Here is a 24,658-nt window from a genome sequence, read left to right on the forward strand (position 1 = left end):
TGCTCTCCTTTTGAGAGTGAGGATTAACCCAGCACCACGGCCAGGCTGGCGTCGAGGTGCTCGGTTGGCAGGCGCTTGAAGCCCGAGCGCGAGAAGCGCTGCAGGCGACCCATCATGAAAGCCACGATGACCGAGGCCTGAACCTGCGCCTGGACGGTCGGTGTGGCGGCGCCGTCGGCCCCGGCCGCATCGCGCAGGTTTTGCTTGAGGCTGGACTCGAGCTTGTCGAAAAACTGGTTCATGCGCTCCTGCAGGCGTTCGTTTTCGAACACCAGGGCGTCGCCGGCCATCACGCGGGTCATGCCGGGGTTTTTCTCGGCAAACTGCAGCAGCATGATGACCAGCCGGCGGGTGCGCTGCGCCGGGTCGGTCTCGCGTTCGGCGATCTGGTTGACCAGGGTGAACACGGTCTGCTCGATGAACTCGATCAGGCCCTCAAACATCTGTGCCTTGCTGGCAAAGTGGCGGTATAGCGCCGCCTCACTGACCTCGAGCCGGGCCGCCAGGGCCGAGGTGGTGATGCGCTCCGCACCGGGCTGCTCCAGCATGGTCGCGAGCGCCTGCAGGATCTGCACGCGGCGCTCGCCCGGCTTGGGGCGCTTGCGCGGCGCAGCCGGCGTGGAGAGCTCGGGACTCACGTCAGACTCAAACTCGGACATAGGGCATGCAGTGCGTTGTTGTAAGAGATGTTTCAAAACTGGGCCGACGCTTTGGATTCTCGCACAGCCAGAGGGGGCTTTCGGCCGGCGCCGGTCAGGGGCAAACCCGCGTGCCCGGCCCTGCAACAACGTGGTTTTTCGGGCGCGCTCAGGTTGGGGAACGCATCACCAGCCGCACCCGTAGGCCGCAGGCGACACCCTCCCGGCTGCCGGCGGCCTCCAGCGTCAGCTGCGCTCGGTGGGCGCGCGCGATTTCGTCGGCGATCGCCAGCCCCAGCCCGTTGCCCTCCCCGCCGGTGCCGGGCACCCGGTAAAAACGCTCCAGCACGCGGGCGCGCTCGGCGGCAGGGATGCCCGGCCCGTCGTCTTCCACCTCGAGAAAAACCTGCGCCTCGCCCGCCGCATCCCGCGTCTCCAGCGGGCCGCAGCGTATCGTGACCGTGCCGCCCGGCGCCGTGTACTTGACGGCGTTGTCCACCAGGTTGCCGAGCAGTTCGCGCAGCAGCCACGCGTGGCCCGAGACCTGGGCAAAACGCACTTCCAGCCCCAGGTCGATGCCTTTGGCCGAGGCCGCATCCAGGTGCAGGGCCAGCACCGACTCGCACAGGTCCTTGAGGTCCACCCGATGCACCGGCTGGCCCGCCATCTGGGAGGCATCGGCCCGCGACAGGGCCAGCAGCTGGTTGGCCAGCTGCGAGGTACGCCGGGTGGCGCTGCGCAGCGCCATGATCTTGTCGGCCGACAGGGTCAGCTGCCGGCCTGCCGCGGGCGCCATGGCCGCCTGCGCCCAGGCTTCCACCTGGGCCTGCAGCCCCGCCAGCGGGGTGCGCAGCTGATGCGCGGCATCGGCCACAAAGCGGCGCTGGCCCTCGGCCTGGTCGTTGACCAGCGCAAACAGGCGGTTCAGTGAGGCCACCAGCGGCCGCACTTCGCCCGGCGTGCTCTGCGGGTCGATGGCGCTGAGGTCGCGCGGGGACCGGCGCTCGACCGCATCCTTGAGCGCCAGCAAGGGCCGCAGGGCCCGGTTGACGGCCCAGTTGACGGCCAGGGCGGCGGCCAGCACCAGAATCAGGTTGGGCAGCAGCACCTTGAAAAACACCGAACGCACCCACTGCTGGCGGGCATCCGAGCCATCGGCCAGCTGCAGGATCAGCTCGCCCGCCGCGGTTCTGACGCGCTGCACCACCACCCGGTAGGTGACGCCGTTTTCCTCCATGCTGTGAAACTCGGGCTCGCGGGTGGTGGGCACCACCATGCTGATCCAGGCGTCGCCGGCCAGAAAACGGCCTTCGGCATCCGACACCCGGTAACCGGCAAACCCGGCGCGCGCCTTGATGAACTCCTCGACCGGCGGCGCCAGCAGCATCACCGGGCTGTCGTCGGCCGTGCGGCCGGGGGCGAGCACCGAGTCGGCCAGCAGGGGCGTCAGGCGCCGCAGTTGCTGGTCCTGCTGCAGGGCGGCGTTGCCCGCCGCCTCGTAGTCGAAGTAAATACTCACCAAGGCAAACAGGCTCAGGGGTGCCAGCAGCAGCAGCAGCAGGCGGCGCTGCAGCCCGGATTTCATGGCCGCAGGTACGCGCAAGGCGGCGGTTTTTTCCGCGACAGCCGCCGTGGCCGGGTCAGCGCCGGTGTTCTCACGCATCAGGTTAGCCTAGCCGGCCGGCGCGTCCAGCGACCCGCCGCCCACCAGCTCCAGCCGGTAACCAAAGCCGCGAATGGACCGCAGGGCGATGCCGTGCGGCTCCAGCTTGCCACGCAGGCGCGAGACGTAGACCTCGATCGCGTTGGGGGTGATTTCCTTGTCCCAGCCGGTCAGCGCGGCGAGCAGTTTTTCCTTGCTGGCAGGTTTGGGCGCGTGGATGAGCAAATACTCCATCACCGTCCATTCGCGCGGTCCCAGATCAATCAGCTGGCCGTTGGCGCGCGCCTGGCGGTTCGCCGAGTCAAGCTCCAATGCGCCGAAACTCAACATGGCGCTGGTGGCCGCCTGCGAGCGGCGCAGCAGCGCACGCAGGCGCGCGAGCAGTTCGGGCAGTTCAAAGGGCTTGACCATGTAGTCGTCCGCCCCCAGGTCCAGGCCCTGCACCCGGTCTTCCAGGGCGTCGCGCGCCGTGAGGATCAGCACCGGCATGGCCAGCCCCCGCACGCGCAGCCGGCGCGTGAGCTCCAGGCCGTCAATTTTGGGCAGGCCGATGTCGATGATGGCGGCGTCAAAACTCTCGCCCTGCAGCACCTCTTCGGCACGCTCGGCACTGCCGACCCAGTCCACCGCGTAACCGGCATCGGACAGCCCCAGCTTGATGCCGCTGGCCAGCATCACGTCGTCTTCAACGAGGAGAAGTCTCATAAGACTGGAGTAAGTTGGAAAACGCGTTCAGGAAGCGTTGCGAGCGGCTGTCAGGCTAGGCGCACGGAGCACAGCAACCGGAATGTGCTTCAGGCACATGAGGATTGCGAGCACCGCGCAACAACGCATGGCAGACGCGCAGTAGCTTCATGGGCGCGTTTTCAGTGCGATCGGATCATGGTGCCGTACGCCTGGTCGGTCAGGATCTCCAGCAGCATGGCGTGTGGCACGCGGCCGTCGATGATGTGCACCGAGTTCACCCCGCTTTTGGCCGCGTCCAGCGCACCCTCGATCTTGGGCAACATGCCGCCCGAGATGGTGCCGTCGGCAAACAGCTCGTCGATTTCACGGGCGCTGAGGTCGGTCAGCAGTTCGCCGGCCTTGTTGAGCACACCGGGCGTGTTCGTCAGCAGCACCAGCTTTTCGGCCTTCAGCACAATGGCCAGCTTGCCCGCCACCACATCGGCGTTGATGTTGTAGCTTTCATTGTGCTCGCCAAAGCCGATCGGGCTGATCACGGGAATGAAGGCGTCGTCCTGCAGCGCCTTGACGACACTGGGGTCGATGCTGAGGATATCGCCGACAAACCCGATGTCGTGCTCCTTGGCCGGGTCGTCCTTGTCGGCCATCTTGAGTTTCTGCGCCCGGATCAGGCCGCCGTCGCGCCCGGTCAGGCCCACCGCCTTGCCGCCGGCCTGGTTGATCAGGCCCACGATATCCTGCTGCACCTGGCCCGCCAGCACCCACTCCACCACTTCCATGGTTTCCTCATCGGTCACGCGCATGCCCTGGACGAATTGCCCCTTTTTGCCGAGGCGGTTCAGTGCCGTTTCAATCTGCGGCCCGCCGCCATGCACCACCACCGGGTTCATGCCGACCAGCTTGAGCAGAACCACATCCTCGGCAAAGTCCGCCTGCAGCGCCGGGTCGGTCATGGCATTGCCGCCGTACTTGATGACCAGCGTCTTGCCGTGGAACTTGCGGATGTAGGGCAGCGCCTGCGCCAGGATTTCGGCCTTGTCGCGCGGGCCTACGTGGGAGAGGTCGGGGTCGGAGTGGGAAGAATGGTTCATTGCGGGATTTTTTAGTGGAGGACCAAATTGTGCTGCATAGCAGCAAGATCGGGAATTCAGGTGGACTGGGCAGCCTGCCCGCCATAACCGTGGACACATGCCCGAAGCACGGCCTTGATGGCGGGCACATCGCTGCTGTCAGCGGCACGTCGCAGTGTCTGCAAGTGCACTTCGAGGACGGGCCAAGTCAGGTAATCTTCATGCGCTTTCATGATGCGCGGGTGTGTGGTGGACGACGGGTTGTCGCCAATCAGCAACTCTTCGTACAGTTTTTCACCGGGTCGCAAACCCGTGATTGCAATTTCAATATCACCGCTCACATTGACTTCGTCGCGCACGCTCAGGCCAGACAGCTCCACCATACGGCGGGCCAGATCCATGATTCTGACGGGCTCGCCCATGTCCAGCACAAACACTTCACCGCCTCCAGCCATGGCACCTGCCTGCAGCACCAACTGGGCCGCCTCGGGAATGGTCATGAAATACCGGGTGACTTCCGGGTGCGTTACCGTCAACGGGCCGCCACTGGCGAGCTGCCTGCGAAACAGGGGGACCACACTGCCGCTGGAACCCAGCACGTTGCCGAAGCGAACCATGCCAAAACATGTGGTTGATTCTCCGGCTTGCCCAGCCAAAGCCTGCAAAACAAGTTCGGCCATGCGCTTGCTGGCCCCCATGACGTTGGTGGGGCGCACAGCCTTGTCAGTAGACACCAGTATGAACTGGGTGACTCCACTTTCAATGGCTGCGCGCGCCATGTTGAGCGTACCGAAAACATTATTGGCAATGCCCTCTGCCGGATTGGATTCCACCATGGGCACATGCTTGTAGGCCGCCGCATGGTAAACCGTAGCAGGTCGGTAGGTGTGGCAGATTTCCTGCAGGCGCCGGGGGCTGGCCACACTTCCCAACAGCGGCACCAGTTCGCAGCCAAATCTTTGAGCCACACACAGACCCTGCAATTCCTGGTGAATGCTGTAAAGACCAAATTCGTTGTGGTCCAGCAACAGCAACTGACGAGGATGTTCAGCCAGAATCTGCCGGCACAACTCACTGCCGATGCTGCCACCCGCACCAGTCACAAGAACTACCTTGTCTGCCAGATTGCGGGCCAGCAAGTCCGTGTTGGGCGGCACCGTGTCGCGGCCCAGCAGATCTTCAATGTCAAGTTCCTTGAAATCCTGTACCGTGACGCGCCCCGTGGCCAAATCGGCCAAGCCCGGCAAGGTGCGAATATGAACAGGCACCGAGCGCAGGCTGTCGATGATCCGGTTGCGCCGTTCGCGGGAGGAGCTGGGCAAAGCCAGCAAAATGTCCGTCACGCCCAGCCGGGCCACCAAGCCAGGCACTTCTGACGGGGCGAACACCGGTACACCGTTGATACTGCGGCCCACCTTGGCCGCGTCATCATCGACAAAACCCAGCAAAGAAAATTGCCTGGAGATGCCCATTGCCGAGGCTGTTTGCACACCCGCCGTGCCCGCGCCGTAAATCAGGAGGCGGCCTTCGGCCGGCCTTTGTGCACTTCCCAGACCCGCCAGCCAGAATCGGGCCACTGCCCGGCTGGTCCCCACAAGCAGCAAAAAGATCAATGGCTGCAACACACCCACGCTACGCGGCACACCGGGCCACTGCTGCCACAACAACACAGCCATAAAGACCATGCCAAACACCACCACGGCCTGCCCGGTGGCTTTCAACGCCGCTTGCCCTGTGTATCTGAAGATGGCCCGATAAAGACCAAACTTGATGAATACAGGGATCGCCAGCAGCGGCGCCAGTCCATACACCCACCATTGCGCCTCGCTGGGCGAATGCAATTCATCCAGTCTGAGCGTGAACGCTATCCAGGTGGAAAGCAATGCCAGAACAACGTCGACCGCAATAACCACCGCCAGCTTGACCACCCGTGGCCAGCTCAAAATTCTGCTCTGCATTGATCCCCCTGACCTGCCCTCTGATTCACACTAGCTTTTGACGGCGAACTCTTCTTTGGTTTTGCCTTGAGCCATCAAAGCGGCCAACCAGCGCGGCGTCAAGCCACGCCCACTCCAGGTTTCACCAGCCGGCCCCCGGTATTTTGCTGCCAGCGTAGAAGTGCTTTTCTTTTTCCCAGTACCGCCCCCACGGGTCGCGGCCACCTTCTTTGACTTCACCTTTGCGCCACCCGATTTTCCGGAACTGAGGTCTTTGACGGTAATGCCAAAAGCTTCCATCATTACCAGTATTTCATGCACTGTTTTATCAAACTCCCTCGACTTGATTTCATTGGCCTGTTTCTGCAATTTTTCAATTTGACCTTGAATTTCAACCAGATTACTCATGCCGGCACCTTTCATTGATTTAAAACGTTCGACTGAAATTTGAAAATAATTCTAATGCGTTACATTATCTCTTCTCAAAACCTTTAAAAATGTCAAACATATAATTTTTATATCCAGCAAGGAAGATTTTTTATTTAGATATTCAATTTCCAGTGCCACTTTTTGTGGAATGGGCAACTCATCGCGTCCATTGACCTGCGCCCATCCCGTCAGGCCCGGCAACAGATTATGAATGCCATTGCGCGTGCGCAATTCGATCAAATCATGCTGATTAAACAATGCTGGCCGGGGTCCGACAAAACTCATGTCGCCCTTGACGATACTCCATAACTGGGGCAATTCATCCAGGCTGCTTTTCCGTAAAAAGCTGCCGATCGGCGTGAGATAACTATTCGCATCAGCAAGTAAATGGGTGGCGACTGCAGGCGTACCAATTTTCATGCTGCGGAACTTCGGCATCCTGAAAATCATGTTCCGCCGTCCCACGCGGTCCGACCAGTACAGGACAGGACCCGGAGACGTCAGTTTGACTGCCAAGGCCAACAACAGTAGCGGCAAAGCGAAAATACATATCGCCAGAACTGCCAGCGACAGATCAAACAAACGCTTCATCAGGCAAACAGGGAAACGGGCATCATTTGCGCCAGACAACGCGGTTGATATAACCCGTATAACTGAGTACCAAACGAACAATTTTTCGCGATACGTCCGCAGACGCATAGTCGGCAACCGGGCGCATCGGCCCGTACTCGGCAGATTGCTCACATACCACCTTCACCGCATCCAGAACTTCCTGCGACTTGAGCCCACACATGATCAGAATACCCTCGTCCATGCCTTCAGGACGCTCGTGCGCATAACGGATCGTTATGGCCGGCAAATTCAGCAATGACGCTTCTTCGGTGATGGTGCCACTGTCTGAAATCACACACATCGACTCCATCTGCAATTTGACAAAATCAAAGAAGCCGAATGGTTTTGCAAAATCGATCAAGGGGTCGATGTCGGTCAATCCCAAAGCATCCAACCGCTTGCGTGTGCGTGGATGGGTGGAAACAATGATGGGATACCCGTAGGTACTGGCGAGGAGGTTCAGGGTTGTGACCAGATCGCGGAGATTTTCCGGCGTGTCAACATTTTCTTCCCGGTGCGCACTGACTACAAAAAACTGTTTGGACTTGAGGCCAAGGCGCCCCAGCACATCCGATGCCTCTATGCCCGGCATGTAGTGTTTCAAGACCTCATCCATGTGAGAGCCGGTTTTAATAATGGTTTCAGGGCGAATACCTTCCGCGATCAAATACCGCCGCGCGTGCTCGGTCAGAACGAGGTTGATGTCGCTGAGGTGATCCAGAACCTTGCGGTTCAGCTCTTCAGGCACCCGCTGGTCGAAGCATCTGTTTCCCGCCTCCATGTGGAATACCGGGATCTTGCGCCGCTTCGCCGAAATCACCGCAAGGCAGGAATTAGTGTCGCCATAAAGCAATACCGCATCCGGTTTTTCCTTCTCGAACACCTCGTCCGCCTTGATGATCACCTGCCCAATGGTCTGGGCAGCCGTCTCGCCGACCGCACCCAGGAAATAGTCGGGTTTTCGGATCTGTAGATCCTCGAAAAAGATCTGGTTGAGCTCATAGTCGTAGTTCTGACCGGTGTGTACAAGCACATGGCGGGTGTGCTTGTCCAGTTCAGCAATCACGCGACTCATCTTGATGAGCTCCGGGCGTGTACCAACAATCGTCATGACCTTAAGCATTGAGTTTTTCCTGAATGAAGTCCAGCTTTTTCAGCAGGGTTTTGATCTGCGCAACGTCCAGCAACTGGGTGTTGTGCGATGTGTAATCATCAAGATGGGAAATTTTCTCTTCCCCATCGCTGAAGTACTTGGCGTAGTTGAGGTCTCGATTGTCAGCCGGGATGCGGTAGTAGTCGCCCATATCATCCACCCTCGCCATCTCCTCCCTGGACACCAGGGTTTCATAAAGCTTTTCTCCGTGGCGGGTGCCGATCGTGCGCACCGAGCTTTTCCCCGGAAACAGCGAAATCAGCGCCTGCGCAAGGTCCGCAACCGTTGAAGCCGGCGCTTTCTGGACAAAAATATCGCCCTGTTTACCATGCTCAAACGCATGCAGCACCAAGTTCACCGAGTCATCGAGCGACATCAGAAAACGGGTCATTCCAGGATCGGTGATCGTGAGAGGTTTGCCTTCCTGCAGCTGAGAGACAAACAAGGGAATGACAGAACCGCGGGAAGCCATCACATTGCCGTAGCGTGTTGCGCAGAGCACGGTTTCGCCTTCGTTTTGCATGCGCGCCTTCGCCACCATCAATTTCTCCATCATGGCTTTTGATACGCCCATGGCATTGATGGGATAAACCGCCTTGTCCGTACTGAGCACCACCACGCGTTCCACGCCCTTCTCAATGGCGGCATTCATGACGTTCTCGGCGCCAATAACGTTGGTTAACACCGCCTCCATTGGATAGAATTCGCATGAAGGCACCTGTTTGAGTGCTGCCGCGTGGAATACATAATCCACCCCCTTCATCGCCTGAAGAATGCTGTCGTAATTGCGGATATCGCCGATATAGAACTTCAGCTTTTCATTGTTCAGGCCGATACGCATCTCCTCCTGTTTTTTTTCATCGCGGCTGAAAATCCGGATTTCCCGAACATCGGTTGACAGGAAACGCTTCAGCACAGCGTGGCCAAAAGAGCCCGTACCACCCGTGATCATTAATATTTTATTATTGAACATTATTTCACTCTCGCATTATCTTGATGCGTACATGGATTGAATTAACTCCGGCCAGGAAGGCGCGATGTAACCGGTTTCCTTGGAAAAACGCTCAGAAACAAGGGAGCGGTTAATCGCAAAAGACTCGTCCCGGATGATCTCAATTGACTTGCCATAGACCTTTGCGATCAGACACAGCAATTCAAATTTATTGATGGCTTCGGCCCCGACATGATACAAGCCGGACAGATCAGTGCAGGGGATCACGATGTCGCGCACAACCTGCGCAAACACGGTGCTCGGTAAACCGGAAAAAATGGCGCGCTCAAAACCATTGCATTTACCTTCCTGTGACAAAAACCATGCGAGCAACCCATAGGTGCTTTGGAGTTCATGGCCAATGGTGGAGGTGCGTAGGGTAACGGCATGCGGATAACTTACTTCACCCAAAAACTTTGTCTTGCCATAGACGTCCCGGGCATCAGCCGGGTCATCCTCGACATAGGCCCCCTTCAAGCCGGAAAACACACAGTCCGTGCTCACGTGGATCAACCGGGCACGCGCCACAGCACAGAGCTCCGCAATGCGATGAGGCAACAAGGCATTGATCGGGATCGCCAGGACGGGATCGTCGGATTCCTTGTGGTGCTTCGTCAATCCGATGCAGTTGACGACCACCGCCGGCTGCACCCGCGAGAAAACCCGCACGAGTGCATCATGGTTGTCAATGTCAACCCCGGGTAGCAGCTTGCTGGCAACAGCAGCCGAGAAAAAGCGCTTTGCATCGGCGGAGCGCAGGGTCCCAAAAACCTCCCACGCCTTGTTTTCGCCAAGCACACGAAACATGGCACTTCCAATCATTCCGCTGGCTCCCAATACCAGAATTCTCATTGTTTTTTCCTGTGGTTTTCGGCAACCGCCTTGAAGTGCCCAATCAACTGATCCGTCAGCATGTTGTGATCGAAATGGTCCTTGAAGTAACGCCTGCCATTCTCGCCAAGTATTGCCCTGTCCTCCGCCGTCATTTGGAAAAGCCTCAGCACGGCATCAGCGAGCGCCTTTGCATCACCCGCCGGACAAGTCAGTCCAGCATGGGCTTCATTGACCAGACGTGCTCCCTCCCCGTTCAACGACGCAACGATAGGCCTGCCAGAGGCCATATACGCTTGCACCTTGTTGGGTACCGTAGCGGCAAAAATAGGCTCGTCCGCAAGCGAAACAAGCAATGCTCCTGCCTTCTGCATCAGGCCGGGCATGGTCTCAACGGGATACCTTCCGGGAAGGTGCAGATTCGTCAGCTTCAGCACCTCGACCTGCTGGAGCATCCAGTCCCGGCGACTGCCCTGACCGATCACCACAAAACGGATGTCGGAGTGATCTTTTAGCAGATGCGCCGCTTGCACAATGACATCAACAGCTTGGCCTGCGCCAATATTGCCAGCAAAAACAACCGGGAAGCCATGATCGAGCACCGGAATCTCCGGGAGCACCACTGTCGATGGTGAACCAAAGGTATCGTCAACCGAGTTGGGGTAATACCGGACAGTTTTTCCGGGCGCCAGCGCGTTTACAAAAGGCAGAAAACCCCAGGACTGGGCCAGTAGCAGGTCTGCACGCCGATAGACAAGGCCCACCAACCAGCCGACTTTTGCGAGCACCCCCCGATTCTTCACATACCCAGTCGCTTCCAGGCTCTCCGGCCACAAGTCCTGAACCCAGATGATTACCGGTCTTCGTTTTAGCCAGCCAATCATCAACGCCGGAATGGCCTGGAAAATGGGGGAAACGCCGTATACAAAAATCGCTTCGTAGTCACGCGATCTCAACAGCCAAGGTCCCAAAACCACACCGGAAAAGATGAACGAAAGATAATTGATAACCAGCCGTAGCGCACCTTTGCTGCCACGCGGAATCAACGGGATACGGTACAACGTTGCTCCATGCCATCGCTCGGTCTGGCAACCGAGAATACGATAGCCGGAATGAAGCCGCCCTTCGGGGTAATTAGGCTTCCCGGTCAACACATCGACATCAACACCTTTTTCCACCAAGGTCTTCACCAGATCATTGATACGAAAACTTTCCGGCCAGAAATACTGGCTGACAATCAGGATGCGCACGGTTTTTTGATCTGCTTTGAGGGCTTTGGCAGGGCCGGCCGGACTCAAGCTGGAGAAATCGGCTTTAGCGGCTGATGAATTTTCGCCTGCAGACGACCACCAGTTCAGGCAGGCGCCGAGCGTCATTGAAAGAAATACCCAGGTTGGGAATAACTGGGGTGTCCTCAAAAACAATCCAGAGGTAAAACAAAAGGCAAGTCCGGTCAATGCATAGGCGGAGAAAATACCCGGAGAATTTAGACTCTTCTTGATCCCCACCCAGAATAACACCGACCAGAGCAAGAACCAGATCGTCAGCGATACAGCGCCGCCAATAGCATATATCGACATAAAAGAATTGTCGCTGATATATTCGAGCAACGTGCGGCCACTCACGGACTCCATCATTTTCCCGGCATCACTCGTAACCGCCATAGTCTCCATACCTTTAGCCGCGGCCCCAATGCTGTTAGCCGCAGACTGGATACTTCCACCCAAATCTTCAAATGCCGTCGGCAGAATAGCAGTTAGTTTTACCATCAAGGCTGATTTTGGCAACCACTCTGACAGCGAGACCAGCCACCGATCCAAATGCTGCATTGTGGGGGAAAAAACCTTCATCACAAAGATCCAGAATATATCGACTGGCAATTCCAAAAATCTTTGCAGATTTGCGCGCAGCGTATTTAAGAATGCATAAGGTGAAGGAGTTGCATATGTAATCAACAAGGCAGAGGCAGCAAATGCGAACACAAAAGCGAGGGGCGGCCAAAGCCAGTCGAGTGCTTTTTGTTGTATATGTTTTCTGCTGAAAAACAGTAGCATTGAAGCGGAGGAAAGATTGACAATGGACAACATCAACCCGCTTCTTGAGGAAGACAGAAGAAGCGACAATATGACCAGCAACATGGCGCCAAAAGCAATCCGGCGGGAAATCCAACCCAGATGAAACACCAGCGAAATCAGTGCCACCATCAGTGCACTCCATAGCCCAAATACGTTCGGGTTAAACAAAGTACCGCTGGTTCGATATGAAAAGCCGGTCACATAATATGTCCCCGCCCAAACTACCCCAGTGACGATTTCATAAAAACCGCCAGCGATCATAAGTAGCCCCAAAACAACCAGTGCTGTGAGCCACTCCTTCCGACGGGAAACAAAATAATCACGCCCCTGGCTCACTCCAATGGAAAATACAAGCATGCCAGCCCACATACAAATGGAAAATATCGACTCCTTCAAAATCGTTAATAATTTTCCGGAAGAAATTCCTGGATAATTTACTGCACCATAAACCATAGACATCAGAAACAAGGCCAGAAGAAGAAGAATATCCAGTCTAAAAAAAGGACTGCCCCTGATTGAATTCAATGGATGCTGCATGCGCAAAATTAAAAGTACGCCGCAATAAATCAGAAAACCGGCACCGACCAGTTTGACGCCTAAATCGCTGCTCTGATAGTGCAACGCATTCAGAGTATCTATTCCACTACCCGTGGCCGCCGCAAAAATTGCATACCCGCCGTGCAGACCAAGATAAATAAGCATGGCCACCAATACTGCACCGATGCTTTTTCTTATATAAAGGTAATAAATCAACCCAAAAATCCAGATCAGATTTGGGATCGAGTTCCATAAAAAATATTTATCCCCAGGCATCAGTTTCTTTTCTTGATGTGAATTAGCCGCTCATACAAATCAATGTATGAAAGAACGACAACATTCCACGTGAAATATTGGGAAACAAACCTTTTGATCATCAATCCAGCAGGCTTGATGATTTCAGGTTGCGATAACACATTCAGTAGCCCCTGCTCCAAGCCTTGAACTGAAGCAGGGACTATCCAGCCACCGCCTACTTCCTGCAACTGCTCAAAGCCGCACTGATCTGTCAACAGAACCGGAGTCCCGCACATACCGGCCTCGATGGCCACAATCGACATGGCCTCATGCCGGGAAGGCACCGCGAGGAGATCAGCAGCATGGTAGGCATCCGATTTTTCGCCGCCCCCCAAATAGCCGACAAAGTGGACACGCTGTTCAACCCCATGACTTTTAGCCATCGCCTTCAGCTGCTCCAACATGCCTCCATCAGGTCCCGCAAACACAAGATCAACATCGAGGATCCTGTCTTTGAGGATACAAAATGCCTCCAGCAGGAGGTCCGGGCCCTTTATCACGTTCAAGCGCCCGACAAAAAGAACAAAGCGCCGCGCACCGAGCGAATGCCTGCTGCGAAATTCTTTCGTGTTTTGGGATAAAAAATCGGATTCCGCAATGCCATTAGGCAACACAACGACTTTCTCCGGCGCTATACCTGACGCAATAAAGTAATCTTTTTCCGCCTGCGTCACGGCAATGCATGTTGTAGCGTTTTTGACTATCCTTGATCCAACCGCCAGATTGTAAATTTTCTTCAGAAGTTTTGACCGCCCGAAAATGGAAAGTGCACCAGCCGGACAAACGACGTAAGGCTTTCTCGCCCTTTGGATGGCCCAGTAAACCACTGCGTTTAGCACCGTCCAGTGCCCGATCAGATGAACGATGTCGGATTCATCGACCAAGCGCTGGATATGATGAAACGAAACCCGGGGCACATAAAAGCGCCGGAACAAGCAGGGCAGTGCAATTACTGCGCTATCGCCCAAGGCTTTTTTCCGTTGATCACTCAAGCCGGTATCTATGGTCAATATACGGCAGCGCACATCCGCCAACCCTAAAAATCTGGCCATCTGAAAGGTTCTCTCGGCTTCCCCGCCACCTGTCACCGGGTCAAAGTTGCTGCACACACTCAGGACATTCATGTCAGCTTATTTCTCGCCTGCAGTCTGGAGCCGTTCAGCGATCGCTGATGCCATGATGCGATAACCGGACGGACTGAGATGAGTATCGTTGGGAAGATAAAGATCAATGGTATTGGCTACATTTTTCTGAAACAGGTTTCGCAGATCGACCGAATCGACCCCGGCGGCTGCGATGGACGAAAAAATGTCAGGGTATTCGGCCGTGGCCGCCGCACGAAGCATATAAGAGCGGTAAACAGTTGACTTGTCTGGCACCACAACAATAACCAGGCGCAATTTCCCCAGTCGGTTCTGGATATTTTTCAGGTTTTCAACAGCGGCAGCGATGTCCTGCTGAGTCCAGGTTTTTTTGCTGTCGTCCTCCGCGTAATACAAGAGCCTGTTTGCCTGGATATTCGAAAACAGGTTGGCATTTGAAAGAGGGACATTGATCGCCTCACCGGAATTGATGCTTCCCGCCTGCCAGCGTATGCGCAGGGCGTTTCCAGCCGTCTGGACAAGATAAAACGCGTCAAGCGTTACTCCAGGGATCAGGCTGGTTGACCGTGTTTTATCAGGTGCGGCGCTCGCCAGGGGTGTGCTGGATGCACACCTCCTGTCGCTTCTGAAAACTGGAACGAAGCTGCGTTCAGCTACCTCAATGATGATGGTCCGTACGTCCGAAGCAGTCTGCGCAACAACCCAGTTCAACCAGTTGTCGATACACCCCACATCCTTGAACTCAAATGACAGTGTTTCCAATTTGCTTGATTCGAAAAGGTACGACTGCCAGATATTCGGATGCGAAAAGGAGTCCCCCAGCACAAGGATCTGCTGATGAGTGAGCAAAGGGCCGTTTGCCTGTATCACTGGAGATGACTGCAAGAGGGTTGGACCAAAATCACGCTCGGGCCATTTGCCAATACGGGTAAGGTCACCCGAAAGCGGTTTAAAAAACAGTGATAAACCGATGGCAGCCAGCAACAGCACAAGCGCCGTTCCGGAAAACCACGCGACATAAACCACAAAATTGCGATCAGGTTTCATCAAAACTGGTAGTAAAGAAATGGGCTTACCTTGTCGAGCTTGCTTACTGCCAGATAAAACAGGCACCCAAGCAAAATTCCAACCCAGGGTTTGGGTTGCCAGGCAAGCGTCCACTTGCCCAAACCAGCCTTGGCTCGACCTTGCCCGTCATAGTTGAACAGCTCCTGGCAGTTGGGCGCCAGCCAGACAATGAACATACCCGCCAGCAGCAACCTGGCAAATGGACCAATACCGCCCATGGCACCCATGGCGGGAATATTGATAAAAACGCCGTCAAAACTCACTCCGGACGGTAGAAATCGGCCGAGGGCTCCAATACTTTCGACAACCGCGCCCACTTTGGACGGCAGGGAAATCCCGCCATAGCCAAAGCACCCCTTCAGCAGCAGGACGGCCGCGTTGAAAGAATCTGCCCGAAAAAAAATCCAGGCGACTACCACACATACAAATGTCAATGCCGCCGCGACGAAACGGTAACTTTTCCCCTGAATGCCTTGGACAGGGAGCCATTTTCCAAAAATACTGCGCCAAGCATGATTAATAACCAGATATACCCCGTGCAACGCTCCCCATATAACGAAGGTCCAGTTTGCCCCGTGCCACAATCCCCCCAGCACCATGGTGACCACGAGATTGACATGGCGCCAGGTGGCGCCTTTACGGTTTCCCCCAAGAGGAATGTAGAGGTAATCACGGAGGAATTGCGAAAGTGTCATGTGCCAGCGCCGCCAGAATTCAATGATGCTGGACGCTTTGTAGGGTGAGTTGAAGTTGATGGGCAGCTTGATTCCAAACAGCAATGAGACTCCGATAGCCATGTCGCAATAGCCAGAAAAATCAAAGTACAGCTGCAGGGTAAAAGCCAGCGCGCCTGTCCATGCCTCAATGAAATCAGGCTGAATTCCCCGCTCCGCGGCGGAAAATACAGGGCCTGTGTATTCGGCAAAACTGTCCGCAAGAAGCACTTTCTTGACCAGACCTATTGTAAAAATACTCAACCCAACAGCGACATTGTCCAGCCGTATTCGATAAGTCTCGCTGCGGGCGAACTGGGGCATCATTTGCCCGTGATGAAGTACCGGACCAGCGATCAAGTGCGGGAAGTAGGTGACGAACAACAGGTAGTGATTGAAGTTGTATTCACGAGCGATGCCTCTGTGAACATCAACCAGATAGGCTATCTGGGTAAATGTGAAGAACGAGATTCCAAGAGGCAGGACGATGCTGACAAAAGAGATCGAATCACCACTGATGGCATTGATATTGCCAATGAAAAAGTTCGCATATTTGTAAAATCCCAACAACGCCAGGTTCACGACAACGGCAAGAACCAGGAATGACTTGGCTCGCGTGCGCGTCAGTGCGTGGCCAACCAAGTAGCCCATGCTGTAGTTAAAAACAATGGAAAACAGCAGCAACCAGATATATTTGGGTGACCACCAGCCATAAAAAAACAGCGAAGCCAGCGAGAGCCACAGCGCACTGATGTTGTGCCCAAAACGCGCAAGAAAGAAAAAACCTGCAAATACAACCGGCAAAAATAGGAACAAGAATTCGTAGGAGTTGAAAAGCACGCGACTACCCTACAACCCGTTTGAGTGCCTCGAGGTACTGGAGACCCCATTTGGTATCCGGCTCAAGATAGTTCCCTTCAGCCCATTCATTCCAGGATTTCAGAAAAACAATTCTGTGCTCTTCTTCGCGGCCAGCGACAGCCTGGACAGCATCCCGTAAATGTTGCTCAAAAAGTTGAGGGGTTGAATTTGCCAGGACCAGCCCCTTGCGCCCTTTTCTGGGCGTGTTGTCCCAGTTAGGGAAAACGCAGGGATAAGCCTCACAGTCGAGTTGATTGAGGTCTGGCACCAAGTGCTTGATGGCTTCACGATATTCGACCACACGGGGTCCGCCCAACGGCAGTCTTCGGCGAATGCCCCAGGCGATTCTTGAAACTTCATTGACGACCGCATTTGAGGTGTTGGTTACAGCCAGCGTGGACATTGTCACGGCATCCAGTCCCAGTTCCGTGGCGCTCTCAAAATCCAGCATGTTGATCCCGACGATATGCAGACCAGGGAGGCCTGCTTTTAACGCCAGTCCACGCCAGAAGTCAAATCGCCTTTTGGCCTCCGGCACATCGGTAGGCTTGAAAATGACAAGCATGGGTTTGCCATCAACCCTGATGTAACGATGATCTGCGAACGCCTTCAGCAGGTACTCGAAATGCGCCCTATCATCCTCTTCCCCAGGATAGGTCTGATCGATCAACAACCGGTGAGGCTCATCCTTCCAGATACCGCTCCATGAGTGATTGGCCCAACCCAGGCAGAACGGAAAATCTGGCTGGCCTGAGTGCAGGACTTCATTGAAAGGCCGCTCCAGCATGCGGCGACCTCCAAACCAATAGTGCCAATAACAAAAGCCCTCAACACCGAAACTCGCGGCCATCTCTGCCTGCGCAACTCTGGTTTCCGGCAGTCTTAAATCATAAAATCCCAGATCTGCGGGGACGCGGGGCTGCTCATGCCCTTTGAACAAGGCCTTTGCGCTGGCAACATTGGTCCACTCGGTAAACCCCTTACCCCACCACAAATCGTTTTCGGGAGTCGGATGGAACTGAGGCAAATAAAAGGCAATAATGCGGGCCGTTTTTTCCGGACCAGAACAATGCGGCAAATCACCTTGACCCGGGGCGGCGTTATGCAATTTTTACCACCTCAACTTCAGGTAACGGGAACACCAAGTTCATACCTGAAAATTTCTTGTTGCTGACAAAAAAACTTCTGAAGTGCCAAGGCAACACCATGACGTAGTCGGGGGTTTTGGCGAGCAACTCGGCCTCGGGAATAATGGGTATCCAGGTTCCGGGCGTAAAACAGCCGAATTTTTCAGAATTGACCTCCCCTACAAACGGGATCTCATTTTCAGTCAAATTACAGTACTGCAGAAGGACATTTCCCTTGGTGGACGCACCCAAAGCAGCGACCGTTTTGCCTTCAGCTCGGGCCACTTGGAGAAACGCAAGCAAATCACGTCTGGTACGAGCCGCACGATCAGCAAAGGCATGAAAAGGCGCAAGCGTGTCAAGCCCCCTTGAACGCTCAGTGTCGAGAATTTTCTGGACCGCCGGCACCGGGACTTCGTCTCCTGAACCTTTTGCCACGGTGATCGAGAAACTGCCCCCGTTTACATCATTGAACTCAACATCCAGAATCCTGAATCCAACCCGATCAGCCATCCACTTGATCTGGCTCAACGCGTAAAACTCCAGATGTTCATGGCACACCGTGTCATAGGAGTTGGTGTCCAGCATTGTCGGCATGTAGCTCTGCTCAAATACCCAGATCCCGTCATCGGCCAGAACTTCATGAACTTCCTGCATAAAAGCCATCGGGGCTTCCAGGTCGTAAAACATCGAGAATGAAGTAACGACCTTGGCCTTTTTCCCTGGAAAGCGTTCTTTGACCAGGGCGGCCGAGAAAAAGTCGGGGATCAAATCAATATGTTTTGGGTAATAGGCGTGGAATTTGATGCCCGTTGGATCGATCCCTGCAAGCACAAGCCCCTCGGATGGATAAGCCTTCAATGTAGTGCTGTCGTTGCTCCCAATATCCAGAACCAGGTCACCGGCACGCAGGTCGACTTGCCCAAGGATTCTTTTGACCTTGCCATGCAAGTGCGCCACCATGCTGGCGTTGAGGCCTGAGCGGTATCCATAATTCTCGCCGTACATTTCGGCAAGATCGTAGGAGTGCTCCATCTGCAATAGACCACAAGTCTCGGAGCCGCCCACGCATTTCACCAGCCGCAGTGGGCCGATTGTCACGTTTGCATTTTTTTTTCGGGGAAACACTCCTGTGAGCATTTGCTCGCCCAAATCCAGTACGCATTCGAGTTGCGTATTGCCACAGATCCTGCACTTACTGACCTTTTTGTACATTGTTAATGTCCTGTTAAATATTCATGTTTTTGCATCGAGCAATTGCAGATCAGCATCGACCATCATGCTTACAAGCGTCCTGAATCCAATCTCGGGACTCCAGCCCAGCTCACGCTTGGCCTTCGCGGCTGACCCCACGAGCAAGGCCGGTTCATTCGGGCGATAAGAATCCTCACCTTCCCGCACGTAGTCCCGATAGTCGAGTCCGAGATGTGCAAACGCATACTCACATAGTTCCCGCACTGAATGACTTTCGCCTGTGCACACAACATAGTCATCCGGGCGAGATTGTTGCAACATCAACCACATTGCGCGGACATAATCTCCGGCAAATCCCCAGTCGCGCCGCGCATCCAGGTTGCCGAGACTCAATTGCGTTCCAAGCCCTAATTTTATTCTCGCGGCTTCGTATGTAATCTTCCTGGTGACAAACGACAGACCTCGACGGGGACTTTCGTGGTTGAACAAAATGGCTGAAGCTGCGAACATATCGTAGCGCTGGCGATAAATGCGAATCGAGGCATCCGCAAAAACCTTTGCAGCGCCGTAAGGGCTTCGAGGATTCGTACGTGTGCATTCCGTTTGAGGGCTTTCAACAGCCTCGCCAAAAATTTCACGGCTTGAAGCTTGGCATAACCGGATTTCAGTATCTACTTCCCGTATGGCCTCAAGGATGCGCAACACAGCCAATCCGTTGACGTCACCAATTCCCACAGGGTCGTCATACATGCCGGAGCCTGACGAATAGGCTGCAAGATTGTAAATCTCTGAAGGTTTGACACGTTCGATCACCTCCTTCATTTCAGCCTGGCTAGACATGTTCCACTTCACCAACTCGACTCTTTGCGCCAGCTCTACCGGAAGCTTTGCACGAGCAACGCCTACATCCCGCACCGCCCCAATCACACGGTACGCTTTCCCGAGCAACAGCTCGGCCAAATAACAGCCGTCCTGCCCCGTTATTCCGGTAATCAGTGCAACTTTCATTCAGGACAAGGGCTTCACGCCAAAAGCCTTAGCCAGCCTGAAGCTGGCTGCTGTCGCGTGCCGGCTGTGGAGCAGGTCGTATAAAGCCATTCCGGAGGTTTTGGCCCTCAGGGAAAAATATAAAACCATGATGAAGTTGGCTGCAGAAGCAGGAAACCGGCTTATCAGCCAGGCAGTCCGACTTTCCAGACCGCGCCTGCTCTCTGGCCAGAACTTGCGAAATTCATTGATGGAATAAGAACCCATAGCTCTCTGGTGAAACAATGCCTTGACACTGCGCCATGGTTGCTTGCGGCAAACCGCGCGCTTGGCATCGTCCGAATACTCAGGAAATGACCATATGAGTTGAGGCCACTTGAACATCCAGATTTCAAACCCGCGCGGGGTCCACATCGCGTTGCCGTAGCGAATTTCGATCAATGGATCGCTGATGACAAGAACGTCGTCAATGGAGGGCTTTTGAAATATGACGCCTACATGAATGAAGAGAGATCCATAGTAGGCAGGTCGCTCCCTGGTCATCCATTTTTCTCTTTTGATGACGACACAGCCAATAAACGAAAGGTATGAACCAACCTCTCTGAGAAATTCATCCTTTCGGGAACCGGAATAACAAACATCCTCCAAGAAATCAAGACGCCGCTTTTCCATGACCACCGAAAGATCAGCGCTCCTTACCTCCGCATTCACCACGATCAGATCGGGACTGGCCTTCATCGCGGTCAAAACCCGTTGAATAGCACCGGGCTTCAGCAGGTCATCATCCGTCATCAGCCAGCAGTATTTCCCTGTGGCGTAGGCGACAGCCTTGTCGTAATCGGCGTCCACGCCCGAATTGGTCAACTCACGACGATAAACAATTTGCGGATAGCGTGCGCAATATTGCGCCATCACCTCGGCCGTATTGTCCGGCGAGGCGCCATCAACGATGACAAGCTGAACACCGTCTTCGATCTGATCCACGATCGAGTCGAGGGTTTTTCCAATGAAGCGAGCTCTATTCAATGTCGCTATGCATATGGACAACTCAAACATGGTAGACGGTAATGGCCGAGAATCAATCATTTACAACACAGCAGAAATTGAACGTACGACTGAAATGTCAATTAAGTACTTCAGTTTACCTTTTTAGATTACAGACAATATCTTATTAAATCACTACGAATTTCTGGTCCGCAATTAATTCAAACTGCTCAGCGCTTGATTTTCTGAATTTCTTGAATTGCGATTTATTTTCCGCAAACTTCAATCCCTCTACTCCATCCAGGAAACTTTCATCAAAACAATCTGGGTCTACAAAAAATCCGTTTACGCCATTTCGATCAACCGTAATAAACTGATAGCCGTAGGATTTGAAAAAATTCGTCCAGCCAGAAATGGAGACGCCGTAGTAGAGATGGCTGGGGTGGGCCTTTGTGAACACAAAGTCGGACTGATATTCGACCGTTGTGCTCCGCTCGGGACCATAAACAGAATTGTATTCAACTACAAATATTTTCGGCCTGAAGCCATTATCGAAAATGGCTTTTGCAATATAATAGTCATTGCCATCAATATCGAGCGAGAACACATCCGGGTCATGGTGAAATGCCAGCGCTTTAATGTCACGCACACTTTCTACGGTAACAAACATGTCGCGAATCTCCGCGCCAATGCTATAGCCAATAACCGTTCTTTTGGCCCGCTCCACCAAATGGGCGCTGCCTTCAATCAGTAGCCCACTGTATTTTTCGGCGACCAGCAGCCACCCGGTGTTGTTTTCAATGCCGTCAGCAGCACCGATCTCGATAAAGTAGCGATTGCTGCGGAGCAATTGCTTGCGCAATACATCAAGAATTCCGTCTTCGCCGTTCTGGCTGAAACCTGAGAACTCCCAACTCCCGGGCTTGCTCAAGTCTATATTTCGCGCGCCCATCATTGCGGCGCCTTTACTCAATGCAATAGCTATACGCTGCCTGTCTCGCATGTCAAGCAGATAATTAGTGGCTTTTCTGATCATACTTTTTTCGTTATAAAAATCAAATTCAGACGCTGGATTTTACCCAGCCAAATTTACTCAACACAATGAGTCGCAATTTTGAAGATAAAGCGGTAGCCACCATGGCGGCTGTGAATGCTAAAAATATTCCAAAAATCAGTTTTCCGTAAACAGAATGCACCATCGCCTGAGACCATAGCCCGCCCAGTAAACCAACAATTGCGGTCACGATAAAAGGGATGCCCACATCTTGAAAGAACCAGGCAAAAGCGATCCCCTTAAGCAAATGACGATGCGTCAGCCACGTACCAATTATCAAGTACACCACGTGCAAAGCCAGCCATGCCATGGCTGCTCCCTGTGCCCCCCGTGTCAAGGTTAACAGAACAATCAAGGGCACCAGCAAAATGATCAAGATCAGCGTGATGAAAATGGGCAGACGCGTTTCTCCATATGCCAATTGCAGCGCATAAGGCATATACATGATGCCATGCAAAGCTGATCCGACCACCAGCAGCTTTACAAGAGGCGCAACGCTCTCTGCGATTCCCACGTTGCCCGTCCATGCGGTTAGAAGCTCTTCAGCGAAAAGTACCAGAAACATTGCAAGGGGAAAAAGCACGATCGCCAAGACTCGGGTACTTAAACGGTAGGCCTCTTCAAGTTGAAGAGTATTGCCGCTTGCCACCATTGCCGAAAACCGCGGATAGATGACGTTGAAAAATGGTGTGACCACCGCATACAAGCCGCTCACAACTACGGTTGCGAGCATATATTTCCCAAACTCTTCCAGTCCTAGCAACTTACTCAGAATGACCTTGTCCAACTGGGACAATATGATTCCAGATAACGCGATCAAGCTCATTCCGGCCGAAAAACGCCAAACCTTTTTTAGTGCGCTCCAATCAAATCTCTGAAACTGTTCAACACCCATGACCTGCCATGCTGCCATACGCATAATTCCTGCGTAGACAAGACCTACTACCGCCTGCCAGATAAAGAACGCTTCAATAGTTGGAGATATAAATTCGAGTATGCCTATCGCGCCCAAACTTCCAAGGGTCACCATTACAATATTGATACTGCTCGATACTGCCAGGCGTTGTGCTCCCAATAGAGCTCCTTGGTATAGTCCAACTGGCCAACGAGCAGCGACAACAACTCCCATCAAAACTACAGCATGGGAAACAGTATCCGGCGATAATTTATTTAACTGCAACCAATATTGCGAGATGAATGGCGCAAAAATGAAAACTGCTACGGCGATTGCAACCGCCATTGCCCAATAGATAACTGCGAGGGTATGTAGGAGACTTCTGGCCTCGCGCATGTTACCGGACGCCGTACAGCGTGCAACCTCGCGGTTGATCGTTGGCGCCATGCCCATATCCAGCAACTGAAACAACGCCTGAGTCGTGACAAAAAACCCGATCAACCCATAAGACTCAATACCCAAGTATTTAAGATACAGTGGTACAACCGCCAGACTGAGAATTGCCGACCACCCCGAGTTGGCCAGCCCCACGAGCAAATTGCGTTCCAATCTCACGTGCACTTACTCGTGATAGGCATTCGCATAGTAGCCGTGCTTTTTCACCAGTTCATCACGTTCTGCGGATTTGAGGTCTTCGCGCACCATCTCCTGAACCAGTTCGAAAAAAGTGATCTTGGGTTCCCAGCCGAGCTTGGCTTTGGCCTTGGAGGGATCTCCGAGAAGAGTTTCAACCTCCGTGGGTCTGAAGTAACGTGGATCCACCGAAACAATACATTTCCTGGACGCGTTATAGCCCTTCTCCTGCAGCCCCTCTCCCTCCCACCGAATGTCCATGCCCAGCTCTTTCGCTGCAATGCTGACAAAATCGCGAACACTGTATTGCACTCCGGTGGCAATCACAAAGTCCTCCGGCTGTTCTTGCTGCAGCATGAGCCACTGCATTTCTACATAGTCCTTGGCGTGACCCCAGTCGCGCAAGGCATTCAGGTTGCCCAGGTAGAGATGTTCTTGCAAGCCCAGCTTGATGCGAGCCAAGGCTCTTGTGATTTTCCGGGTGACAAAGTTTTCTCCACGAATGGGGGATTCATGATTGAAAAGAATCCCGTTACACGCATACATACCATATGCCTCGCGGTAGTTGACGGTGATCCAGTATGCATACAACTTCGCGACCGCATAAGGTGAACGCGGGTAAAAAGGCGTGGTTTCCTTCTGCGGTATTTCCTGAACCAGGCCATACAGCTCAGAAGTTGACGCTTGGTAAAAGCGCGTTTTCTTCTCCAGGCCCAAAATCCGGATGGCTTCAAGCATGCGCAACGGCCCCATTGCGTCCACGTCTGCGGTGTATTCTGGTGACTCAAAGCTCACGGCCACGTGGCTCATGGCGGCAAGGTTGTAGATTTCGTCGGGCTGAATCTTCTGGATCAGACGAACCAGGTTCGAGGAATCCGTCAAGTCACCGTGATGCAGGAAAAAGCGCACATCTTCCTCATGCGGGTCATGGTACAGATGGTCAATTCTGGCGGTGTTGAACGACGATGCCCGGCGCTTGATGCCGTGCACAACATAGCCTTTGCTCAACAGAAGCTCTGCCAGGTAGGCGCCGTCCTGCCCTGTGACGCCAGTGATTAATGCAGTTTTTTTCATGGGGGATTTTCAGTTTGACTTGATATTGTCGAGGTCTTGGGCAGT

At 54.0% G+C, this 24,658-nt stretch carries 21 protein-coding genes; all 21 read right to left on the minus strand.

Features of this window, described 5'->3' with window-relative positions; all coding sequences use genetic code 11:
- Window positions 1–23: 23 nt before the first annotated feature.
- A complete protein-coding gene (gene slmA / locus PSV40_RS14765; protein WP_096697360.1) occupies window positions 24–659 on the minus strand; it encodes a nucleoid occlusion factor SlmA in 636 nt (211 codons plus the stop codon).
- A 148-nt stretch (window positions 660–807) separates the two neighbouring features.
- Window positions 808–2,223: a sensor histidine kinase gene (locus PSV40_RS14770; protein WP_300539246.1), complete on the minus strand. Its 1,416-nt coding sequence runs from the start codon at window positions 2,221–2,223 to the stop codon at window positions 808–810.
- Between the two features lie 87 nt (window positions 2,224–2,310).
- On the minus strand, window positions 2,311–3,006 hold the full coding sequence (locus PSV40_RS14775; RefSeq protein WP_300539074.1) for a response regulator transcription factor: 696 nt from the start codon (window positions 3,004–3,006) through the stop codon (window positions 2,311–2,313).
- A gap of 161 nt (window positions 3,007–3,167) precedes the next feature.
- A complete protein-coding gene (gene argB, locus PSV40_RS14780; protein ID WP_300539076.1) occupies window positions 3,168–4,079 on the minus strand; it encodes an acetylglutamate kinase in 912 nt (303 codons plus the stop codon).
- A gap of 56 nt (window positions 4,080–4,135) precedes the next feature.
- Window positions 4,136–6,016 carry a nucleoside-diphosphate sugar epimerase/dehydratase gene (locus tag PSV40_RS14785; RefSeq protein ID WP_300539078.1) on the minus strand — a complete coding sequence of 627 codons (1,881 nt, stop codon included), beginning with the start codon at window positions 6,014–6,016 and terminating at the stop codon, window positions 4,136–4,138.
- A 30-nt stretch (window positions 6,017–6,046) separates the two neighbouring features.
- Window positions 6,047–6,403, minus strand: coding sequence for an H-NS histone family protein (locus PSV40_RS14790; RefSeq protein WP_300539080.1), 357 nt, complete (start codon window positions 6,401–6,403; stop codon window positions 6,047–6,049).
- Window positions 6,404–6,454: 51 nt separating this feature from the next.
- Window positions 6,455–7,015 carry a sugar transferase gene (locus tag PSV40_RS14795; protein ID WP_300539083.1) on the minus strand — a complete coding sequence of 187 codons (561 nt, stop codon included), beginning with the start codon at window positions 7,013–7,015 and terminating at the stop codon, window positions 6,455–6,457.
- Between the two features lie 22 nt (window positions 7,016–7,037).
- Complete coding sequence (wecB, locus tag PSV40_RS14800) at window positions 7,038–8,159, minus strand: UDP-N-acetylglucosamine 2-epimerase (non-hydrolyzing) (protein ID WP_300539085.1); 1,122 nt, start codon at window positions 8,157–8,159, stop codon at window positions 7,038–7,040.
- Window positions 8,152–9,162 carry a polysaccharide biosynthesis protein gene (locus tag PSV40_RS14805; protein WP_300539088.1) on the minus strand — a complete coding sequence of 337 codons (1,011 nt, stop codon included), beginning with the start codon at window positions 9,160–9,162 and terminating at the stop codon, window positions 8,152–8,154. The genes wecB and PSV40_RS14805 overlap by 8 nt, the downstream gene beginning before the upstream one ends.
- Window positions 9,163–9,177: 15 nt before the next feature.
- On the minus strand, window positions 9,178–10,032 hold the full coding sequence (locus tag PSV40_RS14810; protein WP_300539091.1) for an SDR family oxidoreductase: 855 nt from the start codon (window positions 10,030–10,032) through the stop codon (window positions 9,178–9,180).
- The gene (locus tag PSV40_RS14815) at window positions 10,029–12,899 is read right to left on the minus strand and encodes a glycosyltransferase family 4 protein (protein ID WP_300539094.1); all 2,871 of its coding nucleotides are present in this window, start codon (window positions 12,897–12,899) and stop codon (window positions 10,029–10,031) included. Before PSV40_RS14815 ends, PSV40_RS14810 begins: the two co-directional genes overlap by 4 nt.
- Window positions 12,899–14,044, minus strand: coding sequence for a glycosyltransferase family 4 protein (locus PSV40_RS14820; RefSeq protein WP_300539097.1), 1,146 nt, complete (start codon window positions 14,042–14,044; stop codon window positions 12,899–12,901). The genes PSV40_RS14815 and PSV40_RS14820 overlap by 1 nt, the downstream gene beginning before the upstream one ends.
- Before the next feature lie 6 nt (window positions 14,045–14,050).
- A complete protein-coding gene (locus PSV40_RS14825) occupies window positions 14,051–15,070 on the minus strand; it encodes a hypothetical protein (protein ID WP_300539099.1) in 1,020 nt (339 codons plus the stop codon).
- The gene (locus tag PSV40_RS14830; protein ID WP_300539102.1) at window positions 15,070–16,644 is read right to left on the minus strand and encodes an MBOAT family protein; all 1,575 of its coding nucleotides are present in this window, start codon (window positions 16,642–16,644) and stop codon (window positions 15,070–15,072) included. The genes PSV40_RS14825 and PSV40_RS14830 overlap by 1 nt, the downstream gene beginning before the upstream one ends.
- Before the next feature lie 4 nt (window positions 16,645–16,648).
- Window positions 16,649–17,773 carry a glycoside hydrolase family 99-like domain-containing protein gene (locus tag PSV40_RS14835; protein WP_300539104.1) on the minus strand — a complete coding sequence of 375 codons (1,125 nt, stop codon included), beginning with the start codon at window positions 17,771–17,773 and terminating at the stop codon, window positions 16,649–16,651.
- Window positions 17,766–19,007: a class I SAM-dependent methyltransferase gene (locus PSV40_RS14840; protein WP_300539107.1), complete on the minus strand. Its 1,242-nt coding sequence runs from the start codon at window positions 19,005–19,007 to the stop codon at window positions 17,766–17,768. Before PSV40_RS14840 ends, PSV40_RS14835 begins: the two co-directional genes overlap by 8 nt.
- Before the next feature lie 21 nt (window positions 19,008–19,028).
- Window positions 19,029–19,994 carry a GDP-mannose 4,6-dehydratase gene (locus PSV40_RS14845; RefSeq protein ID WP_300539110.1) on the minus strand — a complete coding sequence of 322 codons (966 nt, stop codon included), beginning with the start codon at window positions 19,992–19,994 and terminating at the stop codon, window positions 19,029–19,031.
- A complete protein-coding gene (locus tag PSV40_RS14850) occupies window positions 19,995–21,059 on the minus strand; it encodes a glycosyltransferase family 2 protein (RefSeq protein ID WP_366915024.1) in 1,065 nt (354 codons plus the stop codon).
- Between the two features lie 85 nt (window positions 21,060–21,144).
- Entirely contained in the window at window positions 21,145–21,993 is an 849-nt protein-coding gene (locus PSV40_RS14855; RefSeq protein ID WP_300539116.1) for a hypothetical protein, read from the minus strand.
- 25 nt (window positions 21,994–22,018) lie between these two features.
- A complete protein-coding gene (locus PSV40_RS14860) occupies window positions 22,019–23,497 on the minus strand; it encodes an oligosaccharide flippase family protein (protein ID WP_300539119.1) in 1,479 nt (492 codons plus the stop codon).
- A gap of 30 nt (window positions 23,498–23,527) precedes the next feature.
- Window positions 23,528–24,613 carry a GDP-mannose 4,6-dehydratase gene (gmd, locus tag PSV40_RS14865; protein ID WP_300539122.1) on the minus strand — a complete coding sequence of 362 codons (1,086 nt, stop codon included), beginning with the start codon at window positions 24,611–24,613 and terminating at the stop codon, window positions 23,528–23,530.
- Window positions 24,614–24,658: the final 45 nt, after the last annotated feature.

Source organism: Polaromonas sp., assembly GCF_029945925.1.
Classification (GTDB): Bacteria; Pseudomonadota; Gammaproteobacteria; order Burkholderiales; family Burkholderiaceae_C; genus Polaromonas.